This window comes from Cohnella silvisoli (assembly GCF_021190915.1).
Classification (GTDB): Bacteria; Bacillota; Bacilli; order Paenibacillales; family Paenibacillaceae; genus Cohnella; species Cohnella silvisoli.
On record NZ_JAIOAP010000008.1, the window covers coordinates 132,897 to 150,384 of the forward strand.

Annotated in this window: 16 protein-coding genes; all 16 read left to right on the forward strand. The window is 51.1% G+C overall.

Annotated elements, in window-relative coordinates; translation table 11 throughout:
* Window position 1 precedes the first annotated feature (1 nt).
* Entirely contained in the window at window positions 2–415 is a 414-nt protein-coding gene (locus tag K7P76_RS16335) for a hypothetical protein (protein ID WP_232186374.1), read from the forward strand.
* Between the two features lie 16 nt (window positions 416–431).
* Window positions 432–1,220, forward strand: coding sequence for a FliA/WhiG family RNA polymerase sigma factor (locus tag K7P76_RS16340; RefSeq protein ID WP_232186375.1), 789 nt, complete (start codon window positions 432–434; stop codon window positions 1,218–1,220).
* A 16-nt stretch (window positions 1,221–1,236) separates the two neighbouring features.
* Window positions 1,237–2,652 carry a FapA family protein gene (locus K7P76_RS16345; RefSeq protein ID WP_232186376.1) on the forward strand — a complete coding sequence of 472 codons (1,416 nt, stop codon included), beginning with the start codon at window positions 1,237–1,239 and terminating at the stop codon, window positions 2,650–2,652.
* A gap of 22 nt (window positions 2,653–2,674) precedes the next feature.
* A complete protein-coding gene (locus K7P76_RS16350) occupies window positions 2,675–2,992 on the forward strand; it encodes a hypothetical protein (protein WP_232186377.1) in 318 nt (105 codons plus the stop codon).
* Between the two features lie 26 nt (window positions 2,993–3,018).
* Complete coding sequence (locus K7P76_RS16355; protein WP_232186378.1) at window positions 3,019–3,609, forward strand: hypothetical protein; 591 nt, start codon at window positions 3,019–3,021, stop codon at window positions 3,607–3,609.
* On the forward strand, window positions 3,602–4,147 hold the full coding sequence (locus K7P76_RS16360; RefSeq protein ID WP_232186379.1) for a hypothetical protein: 546 nt from the start codon (window positions 3,602–3,604) through the stop codon (window positions 4,145–4,147). The genes K7P76_RS16355 and K7P76_RS16360 overlap by 8 nt, the downstream gene beginning before the upstream one ends.
* Before the next feature lie 212 nt (window positions 4,148–4,359).
* Window positions 4,360–5,058 (forward strand): 30S ribosomal protein S2, encoded by a 699-nt coding sequence (gene rpsB / locus K7P76_RS16365; RefSeq protein WP_232186380.1) that lies wholly within the window; start codon window positions 4,360–4,362, stop codon window positions 5,056–5,058.
* A 137-nt stretch (window positions 5,059–5,195) separates the two neighbouring features.
* Window positions 5,196–5,846 (forward strand): translation elongation factor Ts, encoded by a 651-nt coding sequence (tsf, locus tag K7P76_RS16370; RefSeq protein ID WP_232186381.1) that lies wholly within the window; start codon window positions 5,196–5,198, stop codon window positions 5,844–5,846.
* Between the two features lie 71 nt (window positions 5,847–5,917).
* Window positions 5,918–6,646 carry a UMP kinase gene (gene pyrH / locus K7P76_RS16375; protein ID WP_232186382.1) on the forward strand — a complete coding sequence of 243 codons (729 nt, stop codon included), beginning with the start codon at window positions 5,918–5,920 and terminating at the stop codon, window positions 6,644–6,646.
* Window positions 6,646–7,200, forward strand: coding sequence for a ribosome recycling factor (gene frr / locus K7P76_RS16380; protein ID WP_232186383.1), 555 nt, complete (start codon window positions 6,646–6,648; stop codon window positions 7,198–7,200). The genes pyrH and frr overlap by 1 nt, the downstream gene beginning before the upstream one ends.
* 160 nt (window positions 7,201–7,360) lie before the next feature.
* Window positions 7,361–8,092, forward strand: coding sequence for an undecaprenyl pyrophosphate synthase (uppS, locus tag K7P76_RS16385; protein ID WP_232186532.1), 732 nt, complete (start codon window positions 7,361–7,363; stop codon window positions 8,090–8,092).
* Between the two features lie 4 nt (window positions 8,093–8,096).
* Complete coding sequence (locus K7P76_RS16390) at window positions 8,097–8,888, forward strand: phosphatidate cytidylyltransferase (RefSeq protein ID WP_232186384.1); 792 nt, start codon at window positions 8,097–8,099, stop codon at window positions 8,886–8,888.
* Window positions 8,889–8,922: 34 nt separating this feature from the next.
* Window positions 8,923–10,065 (forward strand): 1-deoxy-D-xylulose-5-phosphate reductoisomerase, encoded by a 1,143-nt coding sequence (locus K7P76_RS16395; protein WP_232186385.1) that lies wholly within the window; start codon window positions 8,923–8,925, stop codon window positions 10,063–10,065.
* Window positions 10,066–10,177: 112 nt separating this feature from the next.
* Entirely contained in the window at window positions 10,178–11,440 is a 1,263-nt protein-coding gene (gene rseP, locus K7P76_RS16400; RefSeq protein WP_232186533.1) for an RIP metalloprotease RseP, read from the forward strand.
* A 64-nt stretch (window positions 11,441–11,504) separates the two neighbouring features.
* A complete protein-coding gene (gene proS / locus K7P76_RS16405) occupies window positions 11,505–12,953 on the forward strand; it encodes a proline--tRNA ligase (protein WP_232186386.1) in 1,449 nt (482 codons plus the stop codon).
* A 214-nt stretch (window positions 12,954–13,167) separates the two neighbouring features.
* A complete protein-coding gene (locus K7P76_RS16410; RefSeq protein WP_232186387.1) occupies window positions 13,168–17,478 on the forward strand; it encodes a PolC-type DNA polymerase III in 4,311 nt (1,436 codons plus the stop codon).
* Window positions 17,479–17,488: the final 10 nt, after the last annotated feature.

Genomic DNA, 17,488 nt, shown 5'->3' on the forward strand with positions numbered 1-17,488 from the left:
AATGATTGGTTCCTGGCGCTTAAATGTCGGTTTCGGCGCATTCGGCGCATTGTTGACCTTCTTGTTCTCTCTATCGAACAATCCGATAGGAACGACATTAAAAAATAGCTTATATGCGTTTATCGCTTTTGCAGCGATAGCTCTCGTAATTCGGCTAGTCCTAGGACAATTGTTGAATCCGGCTAATAAGATTGATGCGGCTAGCGCTTTGGAGAAAGATCGCGGTGCGGTGCTCGACATAACGACCCCGGATGAAGGAGATTCTTTATCGGAGTTGATGAAGGAACAGTGGGCGGATGGCAAGGGGGAGCCGATTAAAGGTTTCCAGCCATTGCAGCCCAAGCGATTGGTGTCGCTTGACAATCCCAATCCGGAGGAAGTGGTTCAGGCGATTCGTCGTCTGACGGACGAATAAGGATGGTGAGGCTAGTATGGTCGATCAAACACGTTCCCGGTTATCCCATCAAGATTTATGGCAGCGTTGGAAAGAGGACGAGGATCCGGATGCGAGAAAGCTTCTGATCGAGCACTATTTGCCACTCGTGGATTATGTATCCAGTCGAATGGCTGTTGGCTTACCGAAGAACGTAACGAAAGACGACTTGGCCAGCAATGGCGCCATGGGTTTGATTGACGCCATTGAGAAGTTTGATTATCGGCGCGGGCTCCAATTCGAAACCTATGCATCGTGGAGAATCCGGGGCGCCATTATCGACGGGCTTCGCCAAGGCGACTGGGTCCCCCGATCGGTACGTGACAAAGCGAAAAAAATGGAGGACGCCTACGCGGTTTTGGAGCAGAAGAATTTGCGTTCCGCTTCAGATGACGAGATATGCGCCTATTTGAATATTAGCGATAAAGAGTTCCAGCAGATGCTTCAAGAGGTTGCCGTTGCGGCTGTCTTTTCTCTGGAGGATCCGATCCGGGAGGAAGAATCCGAAACAAGGTTATCTCTTCTTGTCGATGATAAAGCGGTAAATCCGGAGTCTAAAGTTCATGAAACTTATCTGAAAGACTCCCTTCAATATGGAATTCAGAAATTAACGGAAAAAGAACGCACGGTCGTTTCTTTGTTTTATTACGACGACCTATCGTTAAGCGAGATAGCCGAGGTCATGTGCTTATCGCCTTCAAGGATCTCTCAGCTCCATTCCAAAGCCATACTAAGACTCAGGGGAGCTCTCTCTAAGCAAAAGGAACAATTGCTTCAAAACGGATAATAAGGAGGCGATATTTATGCCTGACAATGGAAGTTTACCATTGGCGGAATGTCTACAAGTCACGGTTTCTGAAGATAAGATGCAAGCTTACTTGGTTTTCAGACGTGTCGAAGGTGATCTTAAGCTGACTTCTCGTGAATTGGAGCAATACATAAGCTCACAAGGAATTAAGCATGGGGTGCAGTCCGATACTCTCTATCTGATTGCGCAGAAACCCCAGGATTTTTTCTTTACGCAGAACGTCATTGCCATTGGAACTCCTCCGCTGCCAGGTATCGACGGTTATGTCAAAGTCCTCTACGGAGAATCCAACGAGCAGGAGCGGCGTCCAACCGAAAGGGAAGACGGCAGCGTTGATTATAAAGAAGTCAAGCAATTGGCTAACGTTAAAGCCGGCCAATTGATCGCAGAACGAGTACCCGCTCAGAAGGGTACTGCGGGTAAGGCGGTTACGGGCGAAGAGATCTTGCCGAAAGAGGGCAAGGATGCCCATTTCAAAGTCGGCAAAAATGTCGTCGTTAATCCGGAGAAGGTCGCGATGTATGCGGCTATCGACGGACTTGTAACCAAAACCGATAAAGAAAAATTGAACGTATTTCCCGTCTACGAGGTGAACGGGGATGTTGATTATAATATCGGCAACATCGATTTCGTAGGAACGGTTGTCATTAGAGGCAACATCCTGACCGGATTTCGGGTGAAAGCATCGGGTGACATACGGGTTACCGGCGGGATCGAAGGGGCGGAAGTGGAATCCGACGGTTCGATCGAAATTTCAGGAGGCATTATCGGCAGCAACAAAGGTTTCGTTAAAGCGGGTCGCAATATTCGTTGCTCGTTCATACAAGAAGGCAACGTATTCGCCGGCGAGGACATTGTCGTAGCGCAAAGCATCATGCATGCCAATGTCCGGGCAGGACGGTCCGTTAAATGCGCCGGCGCTAAAGGGCTTATCGTCGGAGGATTAATTCAGGCGGGAGACCGCGTGACCGCTAGAATGATCGGAAATTCGATGTCGACGGCGACCGTGATCGAGGTAGGCGTCAGACCGGAGCTCCGCCAAGAACTTAACGAGTTAAGAGTGGTCATGCGGCAGCTGACCGAGAACATGGACAAGTCGGAGAAAGCGCTTGCCTTGCTCGACCAGATGGCTTCTATCGGACAATTAAGCGCGGATAAACTAGCCCTTAGGGTAAAGCTATCAGCCACCAAACGCCAAGCTATTGAAGATCTTGCCGCCAACAAGGAACGAGTTCTTGAAATCGAGAAGACGCTCGAGGATACGACGACGGCGCGAGTCGATGCGGTCCATACCTTATGGGGAGGCACCAAAATCGTCATCGGCAGGTACACGAGATTCGTTAAAGACAGCTCTCAACGGGTATCCTTCCGGTTTTCGGACGGCGATATCATCATGGTTCCCTTTTTCTAAATCAAATGAGAGGTGAACGGCCATGAGCTACAAATCGATCGATTTTCAAGCATCCCTCCCCCGCACGGCGGAGATGTCGCCTTTGCAGCACCACCAACAGCAACGTCCGGCAACGGAACAATCTTTATTGGGACAACAGGCGATGAAAACGGCAGAACAACAAGCCAAGCGAAGCGTGAAAACGGAATCGACATCTAACGGTACGATATCGGAGCGACAGCCTCGCAATCGCAATAAAGCGTCAACGTCTTCTAAGAAACAGGATAATGAACAAGTACAAGAAGAAAGCCATGTATCTGAGCATCCTTACAAAGGTAAACATATTGATTTCGTAGGTTGATCTAAAGGCAAGAGAGGGGTTTTAAAGTGTTTCCGAGTCCATGGATGAGCATAGTGCTGCTAGGCGTGGCGATTACAGGGTACGCGTGGATGATGCCCAAGAAAAGCGGCAGCCGCGGGAAAGAATCGGGGTTCGTTAGCGAAGCGGCCTACGATCAATTGCTGGAAGATTTGGAAACCGAAAATCGGGAGCTTCTCGATGCAGTTGCCAATTTCAAGAAAGAGCAGGATGAGACGGTCGATAAATTAGGACGCCGTATCGTCGACATGGAACATCAAATGAGAAAGTGGCAGGAACAATCCCAATCCCCCCCCGCTGCGGTACCATTCGATTCAAAGCCTCTGATTGCAGCAACGAATTCGTTCCCTTCCGATGAAATACTCGCGCCAACGCCAACCGTCCAACAGTCAATTGAAGAACCCGTCGTAATTGCTGTGGCGGATGTCGCTGAAGTCGAATTGCCGCCGACGACCATCCGAGGCAGATATCCGGCGTTGCTGGAGATGCACGATAAGGGCAGATCGGTCGAGCAAATCGCCAAGGCGATGGGGATGAACAAGGGCGAGGTGCAACTCATTTTGCAGCTCGCGCGTCGGGAGGAACAACACCATGCATAAGTATCGCAGTTGGTTGATGGGGCTAGGTATCGGAATTATTCTCGGGTCTTCGATGCTTCAAATTATTCAGCTTGCCAAAAATCAAGCGGTTATGGTAGCGGATGAACCTATGACTCGCGAACAGTTGGATACTGAAGCGAAAAAAGCAGGTTTCGTTCTATCGCCAGCAGGTCAAACCCTGTATACGCAAGATCAATTGAATGCCAAGATCGATGAAGCCGTCGCAGCTGCCTCGAAGGATGGAATAAACGACACTAAAGGAGCTCTGAAGCCGCCTGCTCCTTCCGAAACAGCGAATTCCGAGAATGCGGGTGCCGGCGACTCCGAGGATCCTAAAGCGGTTACCTTGTATATCCGTAAAAATATGACTTTGACCGAAGCGGCGGAGAGGTTGCAGAAGCTCGGCGTCATAGACGATGTCGAAGATTTCGTCAGAAGAGCAAAGTCCATTTCCAAGAAAATGAACGTTGGCACAGCCGTATTTACCGGTAAACCGAATTATAAACAAATAATGGCAGAGCTGACGCGCGAAAAATAAGTAAGCATACGGGTTTTTGGATAGAAATGATGTATTATTGGTATTCAGCCATTGCGCGAGTGTAGTCGATATGGTATATTATTTTTCGGTGTAAAAAACACACGCTTTTCAATTTCGTCAACGGTGCTTTTCTTGTGTTAAACGAGAGAGTTTTGGCGAAAGAGGCGAAGAGCGGCGGAGATTCACCAAAAACCACTAGGAGGTGCAGGAAGATGGCAGTCATTTCCATGAAACAACTGCTCGAAGCAGGGGTACATTTCGGACACCAAACACGTCGTTGGAACCCGAAAATGGATAAGTACATCTTTACTGAACGTAACGGAATTTACATTATCGATTTGCAGAAAACGGTTAAAAAAGTAGACGAGGCTTATAACTTCGTGCGTCAGCTCGGAGAGAACGGCGGAACGATGCTGTTCGTAGGAACGAAGAAGCAAGCTCAAGACTCCGTTAAGGAAGAAGCCGAGCGCAGCGGTCAATACTATATCAACCAACGTTGGTTGGGCGGTACGTTGACTAACTTCTCCACCATCCAAAAACGTACGGACCGTTTGCACCAATTGGACAAATGGGAAAATGACGGTACTTTCGAAGTGCTGCCTAAGAAAGAGGTTATCATTCTCCGCAAAGAGAAAGATCGTCTCGAGAAATTCCTCGGCGGTATTAAAAATATGCGCAAATTGCCTGACGCTTTGTTCATCATCGATCCTCGCAAAGAGCGTATCGCCGTTGCCGAAGCCCGCAAACTAGGCATTCCGATCGTAGGCATCGTTGATACGAACTGCGATCCGGACGAGATCGACTACGTCATTCCGGGTAACGATGACGCAATCCGCGCCGTTAAGCTTTTGACGGCTAAGATGGCCGATGCGATCGTAGAAGCGCGCCAAGGCGAAGAAACAACGGCTTAATTGCCACTTCAATGATACGAAACAATCAAAGGGTGGTCAGAAGAGAACCTTCTCACCGCCCTTTTTTTCAAAAACCAAACGAGTCGCTTCCCTCGCAGGCAGTAGCCAAGGGGAGCCTATAATTAGGAGGAGTCCACGTGGCAATAAATGCAGCAGACGTTAAATCGCTCCGCGAAAGAACCGGAGCAGGCATGTTGGATTGCAAGAAAGCGTTAGAGGAAGCGAATGGCGACCTGACCAAAGCAGGAGAACTTCTTCGCGAGAAAGGCCTTGCGGCTGCCGCGAAAAAAGGCGATCGCATCGCTACGGAAGGCGTAGTTGAATCTTATATCCACGCCGGCGGACGCATCGGCGTTCTCGTAGAAGTTAACTGCGAGACCGATTTCGTAGGTAAAACGGATCAATTCCGCTCTTTCGTTAAAGACATCGCTATGCAAATCGCGGCCGCTAACCCGAAATTCCTGAGCCGTGAAGAAGTATCGCAAGCAGAGTTGGACAAAGAAAAAGAAATTCTCCGCAACCAAGCGCTTAACGAAGGCAAACCGGAGAAAATCGTCGATAAAATGGTCGAAGGCCGCATGAACAAGTACTATGAGGAAAACGTCCTCTTGGAGCAATCGTTCGTTAAGGATCCGGACAAAACGATCACGACGCTGCTGAATGAGAAGATTGCTGCCATCGGCGAGAAAATCTCCATTCGCAGATTCGTTCGTTTCGAATTGGGCGAAGGCTTGGAGAAAAAAGTGGATAACTTCGTCGAAGAAGTTATGGCTCAAGTCAAACATTAATAATAACGAATTTAGGGGGCACAGTGTGTTCCCTATTTTTTAAACTTAAGACATGATGGAGGTACAAAACGTTGGAACGTCCCGTTTATAAACGTGTGGTATTAAAGGTGAGCGGCGAGTCGTTATCCGGGTCAAACGGTTACGGCATCGACGCGACGACCATCCTGTCTATTGCCGAGCAAATCAAGGAAGTTATTGCATTAGGCGTAGAAATCGCGATCGTATGCGGCGGAGGCAACATCTGGCGAGGAATTGCCGGCAGCCAGAAAGGGATCGACCGGGCTACAGCCGATTACATGGGAATGCTGGCCACGGTCATGAACTCGCTTGCTCTGCAAGACGCGCTAGAACAAATGGATGTGCCTACCCGGGTACAAACTTCGATCGCCATGCAGCAAATCGCCGAGCCTTACATTCGCCGTCGCGCGATTCGTCATTTGGAAAAGGGCCGCGTCGTTATTTTCGCAGCGGGAACGGGTAATCCGTTTTTTTCTACAGATACGACCGCTGCGCTTAGAGCCGCTGAAATCGAAGCCGAGGTTATTCTTATGGCTAAGAATAAAGTGGATGGCGTATACAGCGCCGATCCTTTCAAAGACGCTACCGCGGAGAAATACGAGCAGTTGACTTACATGGACGTGCTCAACAAAAACCTTGGCGTCATGGATTCAACCGCTTCCTCGCTTTGCATGGATAACAATATTCCGCTTCTCGTATTTGCAATTACCGAGAAAGGAAACATTAGACGTGCCGTTATGGGTGAGAAAATCGGCACCATAGTGAAGGGGAGTATCGACTAATGCCTCAGGAAATCAAGAAAGACGCAGAAGATCGCATGGAGAAAGCTTTGGGAGCGTTGAAACGCGACTTAACGACGTTAAGGGCAGGCCGCGCTTCGGGTGCTATGTTGGATCGGGTGCAAGTGGATTACTACGGTACGCCGACTCCGATTAACCAGATGGGTTCGGTTAACACGCCGGACTCCCGCACGTTGATTATTACGCCATGGGACAAAACGGCGCTGGCAGCGATCGAGAAAGCGATCCAGAAGTCGGATCTCGGCTTGACGCCTGCTAACGACGGGTCCATCATTCGCCTTAACATCCCGCCGCTCACGGAAGAACGTCGCGCGGATTTAGCCAAATCGACGAAGAAGTTCGGAGAAGAAGCTAAAGTAGCGATTCGCAACATTCGCCGCGATGCGAACGACGAGATTAAGAAAAAAGAAAAAGGCGATATCTCCGAGGATGAATCGCGCCGCCATCAAGAAGACGTTCAGAAGATGACGGACCGATTTGTCGCTGAAGTCGATAAAATTTTGATCGCAAAAGAAAAAGAGATTATGGAAGTTTGATTTGAACGGTGATGACCCCTCCGAAAGGTGGGGTTTATTCTCTTTTGGTTAGCTAGCGAGTGGGCATAGCTCGCTCTTAGGGGGAAGAACCATGAGTAAGTTCAGCAATTGGCTTCGTAAGCTTCGTATCGGGGTTTTCACGGAAAGCGACATCAATCTCATGCAGGTTAAGACCGAAGAAGAGCCTACAGGAGATAATATACCGGAACACGTGGCCATCATCATGGACGGAAATGGCCGGTGGGCCAAAGCTAGAGGTTTGCCTCGTATTGCCGGGCACCATAACGGAATGAAGGCCGTCAAACGGATTACGAAAGCGGCAGATCGGGTTGGCGTCAAAGTGTTGACCTTATACGCTTTTTCTACGGAAAATTGGAAACGGCCGAAGGCGGAAGTGGAATTCCTGATGAAATTGCCGCAGGAATTTTTGTCGTTGGAACTAAGCGAACTTATCGATAATAACGTACAGGTCAGAATGATGGGAAACCGTGATCTGCTGCCGGATCACACGTTAGCCGCGGTTGAAGAAGCGGTCCGGAAGACGGAGCATAATACGGGACTCATTCTAAATTTTGCACTGAATTACGGCAGCCGGATTGAAATGGTGGAAGCGGCGAAACAATTGGCGCGCAAAGCGGCGGCTGGAGAAATAGATCCGGAGACAATCGAAGAAGCCGATTTCGAGAAGCTGCTGCTTTCAAGCGGACTTCCCGATCCGGATTTGCTTATCCGCACAAGCGGCGAACTGAGATTAAGCAATTTCATGTTATGGCAGCTCGCTTATAGCGAATTTTGGTTCACCGACGTGTATTGGCCGGAATTCAGCGAACAACATTTATTCGACGCCATCCGCGAGTATCAGCGGCGTGCGCGCCGTTACGGGGGGCTATGACATCATGGGTCAGCGGCTGGTAACCGGCGTCATAGCCGGTGCGGCTTTTATTGGTCTGTTAGTTGCCGGTGGATGGTATTACACCGGATTGTTAGTTCTGTTGGCGGTAATCGGTTATTGGGAATATGTTCGGCTGAATGGACAAGCCTGGATGCGATTGGATGTGCTGATTGGCTATGTTGCCGTCTTGTTGATCGTATTGCCGCAGCTGCCTTTCGGCTGGGATAAGCCTTCATACGCGACGATCGTTTGGTTGTCGATGTTCATTTTCCTGTGCGGAACGGTGTTCAGTAAAAACCGGATTCAACTCGAGCACGTGAGCGTATTGTTTCTAGGGGTCGTATACATAGGAACGGGTTTTCACTATATGGCGCTAACCCGGGATCTTGAACACGGTATTTTCTGGTCCGCCCTTACGTTTGCTTGCATATGGGCTTCGGATGCCGGAGCTTATTTCGTAGGAAAAGCGATTGGCAGGACGAAGCTCTGGCCGGCGATTAGCCCCAACAAGACGATCGAAGGCGCTTTGGGCGGCTTAGCGATCGCTGTTATTACCGGGCTAATCTTCAGCTATTTCAGATCGGAATGGCTTGGATACGGTCAGGCGATGCTCATCGGTCTGACGGCGGCCGTCGCAGGTCAGCTTGGAGACCTGGTTCAATCCGCTTACAAGCGTTTCCGCGACGTTAAGGATTCCGGACGTCTGCTCCCGGGACACGGCGGAGTGCTGGATCGCACGGACAGTTGGCTCATCGTATTTCCGCTTGTTCACCTGCTTGGTCTATTGACGCAATAATCCGGTTATACATAAAGAGCAAGTGGAGGTTCTTATGAAAAAGGTAGCCGTGCTCGGGAGTACGGGGTCCATCGGTACCCAGACGCTTGACGTCATTTCTCGTTACCCTGAGGAGTTCGAAGTTGTTGGCTTAGCGGCAGGAAACAATGTGTCATTGCTGCTGGAACAGGTGCAAGCTTTTCGCCCGAAATGGGTTTCCGCCGCTACCAAAGCTTTGGCAGACCAAGTCCAATCCCAGGTTGGCGCAGAAGTTCGCGTTGTGCATGGGGAAGCGGGTCTGACGGAAATCGCGGGACATTCTGGAGCCGATTATGTCGTCTGCGCATTGGTGGGCAGTCTAGGATTGACGTCCACCCTTGCTGCGATTGAAGCGGGGGCAGACATCGGTCTTGCCAACAAAGAAACTTTAGTTACCGCAGGGCATCTCGTCATGCAAAGGGCGCGGGATAAAGGCGTATCCATTCTGCCGGTAGACAGCGAGCATTCTGCCATCTTCCAGTGCCTTAACGGAGAAAATAATAAAGCGATTAAACGGATCATGCTGACGGCATCCGGGGGCAGCTTTCGCGACCTAGCACGTGATCAACTCGCGAATGTGACGGTCGAGAGTGCGCTGAAGCATCCGAATTGGAGCATGGGCGCGAAAGTCACGATCGATTCCGCAACGATGGCCAACAAAGGGCTTGAAGTGATCGAAGCCCATTGGTTATTTGATTTGCCTTACGATCAAATCGATGTTGTCATTCACCCGGAGAGCATCGTCCATTCCATGGTTGAATTCGAGGATACGAGCGTCATGGCACAGCTTGGCAATCCCGACATGCGCGTTCCGATTCAATATGCGCTCACCTACCCGGAGCGCAAGCGATCCCCGGCATCCGCGCTTGATTTAATCGCCCAAGGGACGCTGCATTTCCGGCCGATGGACTTTAACCGATACCCTTGCTTGCGTTTAGCCTATGAAGCGGGGCGAAGCGGCGGAACGGCAACTACGGCGTTCAATGCGGCGAATGAAGTCGCTGTCGCGCGGTTTCTGAAAGGCGAAATTCCATTTCTCGCAATCGAAGACATCATCGAGAAAGTGTTGACTCGGCATACTGCGGTTACGAATCCAAACTTAGAAGACATTCTTGAGACAGATGGCTGGGCTAGAAGAGAAGCGGCGGCACCGGAATAAAACGCGAGGGTGTATTCTCTTGTAACGGCTCGGAGAATAATGTTAATCTAAGGACAGCCGTTAGAAGCAAGTGTGCGGCAGTCATCGTGCTTGGGACAAAGGGGTTGGAATGATGGGAAATATACAGGTCGCTCTTCTGACCGTGCTTATGTTCTTCTTGCTGGTGTCGTTGCATGAATGGGGCCATTACTATTTCGCTCGCAGGGCAGGCATCTTGGTGCGCGAGTTTGCGATCGGATTCGGGCCTAAGCTGTTTTCCATCAAACGGGGGGAAACCCGTTATACGCTCCGGCTTCTGCCGATCGGCGGATTCGTGCGTATGGCCGGCGAGGATCCCGAAGTCGTGGAAGTTCAGCCCGGGCAGACGTTGGCCGTAAGGGTCAAGGACGATTTGGTTACCCGTTTGTACCTTGATCGTCTGGACGAGAGATCGGGCGTCATGCGAGGGGAAGTCAAGTCCCTCGACCTTGAGAAGGATTTAACGATCAAGCTCGATATCGATGGTGAAATCGAACGCTATTCCGTCCATCCGCAAGCGCTTATCATCGCAAGAGGCCGGGAGACTCAGATTGCTCCGCTAGACCGTCAATTCGGGAATAAACCGGTACGCAAACGCGCTCTAGCTATCGTCGCGGGACCGGTTATGAATTTCCTGCTGGCTTTCGTTTTGTTCGCGCTCTTTTTGGTATTGCAAGGGGTGTCGGTCGAAAACTCCTCCAAAGTATTTATCTCGAACGTGGTGGCAGGTACGCCGGCCGAGCAAGCCGGTTTGGTCAAAGGGGACTGGGTAAGATCCATCAATGGAGAACCCGTAGGCGGAGATGTGAACGAGTTCGTCGGCAAAATCAACGCGTCAGCGGGCAAACCGATGAATTGGATCGTGGAACGCGATGGCGTTGAGGTGCCGATCAAGGTGACGCCCGATGCCAAAACGGGCAAAATCGGCATTTACCCCGCCGGGGAGATGAGAAAGCCGGGATTCGGCGAAACGATCAGCTTCGCGGGCACGACGATGGTTGATATGACACAAAGAATTTTCGAAGGCTTCCGGAAATTGATCTTCGGCGAGTTTAAGCTGGACGATCTTGGAGGACCTGTCAAGACGACGCAAGTGACCGTGGAAATCGCCAGGCAGGGCATTGCTCAGCTTACTTTGTGGGCGGGCATGCTCAGCTTGTATCTAGGTATATTTAATCTGTTGCCGATACCGGCACTCGACGGAAGCCGATTACTTTTCCTCGGGTTGGAAGCGGTACGGGGGAAACCGATTGACCCTAACCGCGAAAGCATGGTGCATTTTATCGGGTTCGCCATGCTCATGTTGCTTATGATTGTCGTAACCTATAACGATATCGTGGGATTGGTAAGAAATTAAATAGTTTAAAGCGTTTCGCAAGAAACGCACTTCGTAAGCATAAGCTTGGAGCTGGAGGGCCGTCATGTCGAAGGATAAAGGATTCGTAACGGAAATTACGCCGCAGAGCGAGGATTTCTCCCGTTGGTATATCGATGTCATTAAGAAAGCCGAATTAATGGATTATTCGCCTGTCCGGGGCTGCATCGTTTTTCGTCCGGACGGCTACGAGCTATGGGAAAACATGCAGAAGGAGCTTGACCAACGGTTCAAGGATACGGGCCACCGCAATGCCTATTTCCCGTTGTTCATCCCCGAGAGCTTCTTTCAGAAGGAAAAAGAGCACGTGGAAGGCTTTAACCCGGAGCTCCCTTGGGTAACGGAAGCGGCGGGAGAGAAGCTGGAAGAGCGGCTCGCCATTCGTCCGACCTCGGAGACGATGTTCGGGCATATGTACGCGAAGTGGATCAACTCCTACCGGGATTTACCGCTGCTCATCAACCAATGGGCTAACGTCGTGCGGTGGGAAAAAAGAACGCTGCCGTTCCTTCGGACAAGCGAGTTCCTCTGGCAGGAAGGCCATACCGCGCACGAAGACGAGGCGGATGCCCGCAAAGAAACGATGACGATGCTTGAGGTTTATACGGATTTCGTCCAGAACGTATTGGCCATTCCGGTCATTAAAGGCCAGAAGACGCCTTCCGAGCGTTTCGCGGGGGCTGTCGATACGTATTCGATCGAAGCGATGATGAAAGACGGACGCGCTGTACAAGCAGGTACGTCCCACTACTTGGGAACGAAATTCGCGGTCGCGTTCGATATCAAGTATTTGGATCGCGAGAATACGCAGCAGTTCTGTCATACGACGTCATGGGGCGTGAGCACCCGCTTGATCGGCGCATTGATTATGGTGCACGGCGATGACCGCGGGCTCGTATTGCCTCCGAAAGTAGCGGCGACGCAAGTTGTCATGATTCCGATCGGCCCGCCGAAAACACGCGACGTCGTGATCGGCAAGACGGACGAGCTCTATGCGCAGCTGAAGGCTGCCGGCATTCGTGTCCGCGTAGACGACCGAGCCGATGTATCTCCTGGCTGGAAGTTTAACGAGTACGAGATGCGAGGCATCCCTATCCGCTTGGAGCTCGGACCACGCGACTTGGAGAACGGCCAGTGCGTGCTCGTCTCCCGCGTAAGCGGCGAGAAGAAGTCCGTCGCGCTCGATAATCTTGTGGCGGAAGTGCAAACCTTGCTCGCGCAAATCCATGATGACATGTTCGAACGGGCGCTCGCGTTCCGTCAGGATAATTTCTTCTCCGTCGATACCTTGGATGAATACAAGGCAGCGATGGAAGAGAAGAGAGGTTTCGCTCTAGCGGGCTGGTGCGGCTCCGAGGCTTGCGAGAAGCAAGTGAAGGAAGAAACTGGCGCGACTAGCCGGAACATTCCTTTCGAGCCTGCCGAGACGAAGCCAACCTGCCTCGTGTGCGGCGACGCTTCCCAGCATACGGTCGTCTTCGCAAGAGCTTATTAATTTCTAAACGTGAACGAATAGCCCCAAAGCAGATATAAGTCTGTTTTGGGGTCTCATTTTCTATTGATGGGATGAAGTCGTTCAGGTAAAATGATAGAAAGAGCAAGATTAGCTTCTGATTGAAGATGGTCTCCAGTTGCGGTGCCGCGGCTGATCCTTTTTCACGGAAGCTTTTATATTTATCGGGTAGCGGAGACAGGAGAGGAATGTGGGGATGCAGCCGACGGAAGATAGGCGTAAGCGGTTCGAAGTATTGCTGCAACAGGCGGAGCTGCCGACCGAGTGGATCGGGCAACATTTTCGAGACGGTCATATCGATAAAGTGGAAATTCATCGTTCCCGCAAGGAATGGACTTTTTATATTGGCAAAGAAACGTTGCTGCCCAAAACGATATACATAGGCTTTATCGAACGGGTTAAAGCGAAGCTGGGGCATCATGCGGAAATCAGGAAAGTCATCAACTACGGACAAGCCGTATCCACGGATAGCATCGTTCAGGAGTATTGGCCAGTATTCGTGGATTGGATTCAGCAGGAAGTCGTTTCGGTTAACGGATGGCTTGCGAAGGCGGACTTGGGCGTGGAAGGCGACCTTCTGACGATAACGCTGCTTAACGATACGAACCTCGAATTAGCTCGTAAGAAAGAAGTGGATGTGCAAGCTGTGCGTTTTTTCGAGGAACGATTCCTGCGTTCTTTCCGGGTGAAGCTCGCCGTAGGGGAGGCGCGACCGGAAACCTACACGGAATTCACGCAGAAAATCGAGCAAGAAAATCGTGAAGCGATCGAGCAGATGATGGCCAGCGTTCGGGAAGAAGCGCCGGTTGTCGAAGGCGAAGCGCCGCAAGTGCTGCAGCATGGCTACGAGATTAAAGACGCCCCCGTGCCGATCCAGCAAATCCGCGAGGAAGAGAAGAAGGTAACGATTCACGGCGTTATTTTCGGCTTGGAAACCAAGGAGCTCAGGACGGGGAGCACGCTCTACCAATGTTATGTCACGGACTATACGGACTCCCTTTCGATTAAGATTTTCGGCAAAAACAAAGAAGACATCAAGATGCTTAACTTGCTCGCCAACGGCAAATGGGTGAAAATGCGGGGGAAAATCGAGTACGACCGTTTCCTCAATCCGCCGGAGTTGGTTATGTTCCCTAGCGATATCCGCGAAGTGTTGGCTCCTCCGGAACCTAAAGACACGGCCGAAGAAAAGCGCGTTGAGTTTCATTTGCACACGACGATGAGTACGATGGATGCGGTAACCCCTGTCGACGTTTATATCAAAACGGCAGCCAAGTGGGGACATAAAGCCGTTGCCGTAACCGACCACGCCAACGTTCAATGTTACCCGGACGCGGCCAAAGCGGGCAAGAAACACGGAATCAAAGTTTTGTTCGGCGTGGAAGCTAACGTCGTCAACGATGCGGTCCCGATGGTCATTCAGCCGAGAGAACAAAGCTTGGCCGATGCGGAATATGTCGTATTCGATATCGAGACGACCGGATTATCGGTTACGAACAACAAGATTATCGAGCTCGCGGGCATTAAGATGGTTAACGGCCAGGAGATAGGCAGGTTCGAAACGTTCGTTAATCCGCACGAGCCGATTCCCTATAATATTCAGCAGTTAACGAACATAACGGACGAAATGGTCAAGGACGCTCCGGAACTCGAGCCGAAGCTGCGGGAATTCATCGATTTTATCGGAGATGCCGTGCTTGTCGCGCATAATGCGCGTTTCGATGTCGGTTTTATGCAGGAAGCGTGCAAACAGCATGGACTACCTCCCCTGACGAATCCGGCACTGGATACGCTTGAATTGGCTCGATTCCTCCACCCGACGATGAAAAACCATCGTTTGAATACTTTGGCAGCTCTTTACAAGGTATCTCTGGATAATCATCATAGAGCCATTGATGATACGATCGCATTAGGCGGAATATTGGTTGGTTTACTTAAGGAAGCTTTAAATCGTGGCGTTACGGAATTGCAATCATTGAATGAAGTGAACGGTGACAGCTGGAAGACAACTCGTCCGTTTCATTGCGGGATATATGCCCTAAACGCGGTCGGCAAGAAAAACCTGTTTAAGCTGATCTCATTATCCCATACCGATTACATGAACCGCGTCGCTTGTATCCCTAAGAGCAAGCTGATCGATCTTCGCGAAGGCTTGCTCGTGATATCAGGATGCGAGAAGGGTGAACTGTTCGAAACGGTGCTGAATAAATCGCAAGAGGAAGCGGAAGAAGTGGCGGCTTTCTACGATGTGCTCGAGGTGCAGCCGCTTGATTTCTATATGCATTTGCTGGATAAAGGACTCGTCAGCAGCCGAGGGGCGCTGGAAGAGGCGCTGCGCCGGATTTGCCGGATCGGCGAGAAGCTGAGCAAACCCGTTATCGCCACCGGCAACGTGCACTATCTTGTTCCTCGCGAGAAAGTATTCCGCGATATTACGATTCATGGCATTACCGGGTTTAGTCCGCTTAAGGACCAGCGCAAGCCGGACGCCCATTTCCGAACGACGGCCGAGATGCTCGAAGCGTTCCAGTTTCTAGGCGATGATAAAGCCTATGAAGTCGTCGTTAAGAACACGTCCGAGCTCGCTGATCGGTTCGAAGAAATCGTCATGTTCCCGGACCAGCTTTATACGCCGATCATCGAAGGGGCGGATGACGAAATCCGCAACACCTGCTACGAAACGGCAAGAAGCCTCTACGGAGACGAGCTGCCGGAAGTCGTTACGGCAAGGCTGGAGAAAGAATTGGTTCCGATCATCAAATACGGATTTTCCGCCAACTATCTCATCTCGGAGCGGCTCGTTAAAAAATCGAACAAGGACGGTTATCTCGTAGGATCGCGTGGATCGGTAGGCTCGTCGGTCGTTGCGACGTTTCTCGGAATATCCGAAGTTAATCCGTTACCCGCGCATTACTTGTGCCGCAATTCCGATTGCAAGCATAGCGAATGGTTTCTGGACGGAAGCGTGCCGAGCGGTTTCGATTTGCCGGACAAGGCTTGCCCGCACTGCTCCACGATCATGCGCGGCGAAGGGCAGGACATCCCTTTTGAAACGTTCCTTGGCTTTAAGGGAGATAAAGTTCCCGATATCGATTTGAACTTCTCGGGCGAGTATCAGCCGCAAGCGCATAACTTTACGAAAGAGATGTTCGGAGAGAAGAGCGTATTCCGCGCGGGGACGATCGGTACGGTTGCCGAGAAAACCGCGTTCGGATTTACCAAGAAGTACGAAGAAGAGCAGGGGCAATCGTGGCGGGGAGCGGAGCTGAACAGGTTAGCGGCCGGATGCACGGGCGTTAAACGCAGCACCGGCCAGCATCCCGGCGGCATCGTCGTCGTACCCGACTACATTGAAGTGGAAGACATAACGCCCGTGCAGTTTCCGGCGGACGATAAAAACTCGGAGTGGAAGACGACCCATTTCGACTACCATGCTTTCGACGCGAACTTGCTAAAGCTCGATATTCTCGGACACGACGACCCGACGATGATGCGGATGCTGCAGGATTTGACCGGGGTGGATCCGACAACGATTCCGATGAACGATCCGAAGGTTATGAGCATGTTCAATTCCGTAGAGGCGCTGGGCGTCAGTCCGAACCAAATCCGTTCCCCGGTCGCGACCTTCGGCGTCCCGGAAATGGGTACGCGTTTCGTCAGACAGATGCTCGAGGAGACGAAACCTTCCTCCTTCGCCGATTTGCTGCAAATTTCCGGGTTGTCCCACGGTACGGGCGTATGGCTCGGCAATGCGCAAGAACTGATCAAGAACAATACTTGCACGATCAAGACGGTAATCGGATGCCGCGACGATATCATGTTATTCCTCATTTATAAAGCCGGAATGGATGCTTCCCTAGCGTTTAAGATTACGGAAAGCGTAAGGAAAGGGAAAGGGCTAACGCCGGAATGGATCGACGAGATGAAGCGATGCAAAGTACCTCAATGGTATATCGATTCCTGCTTGCGCATCGAGTATATGTTCCCGAAAGCCCATGCCGCGGCTTATGTTATTTCGGCGGTAAGGACGGCCTTCTTTAAGTTATATTACCCGATTGAGTATTACGCGACCTATTACTCGGTGCGCGCGGCCGATTTCGACGTCGAGCTGTTCTGCCAAGGCTACGATGCCATTCTAAAGATGCTGCTCGAGATTGAAGAGAAGGGCTTCCAAGCGACGACCAAGGAGAAGAACATGATTTCGATTCTCGAGATGGGTCTCGAAATGACCGCTCGCGGATTGAAGTTCAAGTCTGTTGACCTCTATCGGTCGGAAGCTACCCGATTTATCATCGACGGCGACAGCTTGATTCCTCCGTTCGGAGCGATCCCGGGAGTTGGGGAGAATGCGGCGCGCAACATTGCGGCTTCCCGCGAAGAAGGCGACTTTTTGTCGGTCGAGGATTTCCAACAGCGGTCCAAAGCGAGTAAGACGATCGTCGAAGTATTGAGCGGTCTTGGCACGTTCCGGGGTTTGCCGGAATCCAATCAGCTCATGCTGTTCTAGGGATTCGGGA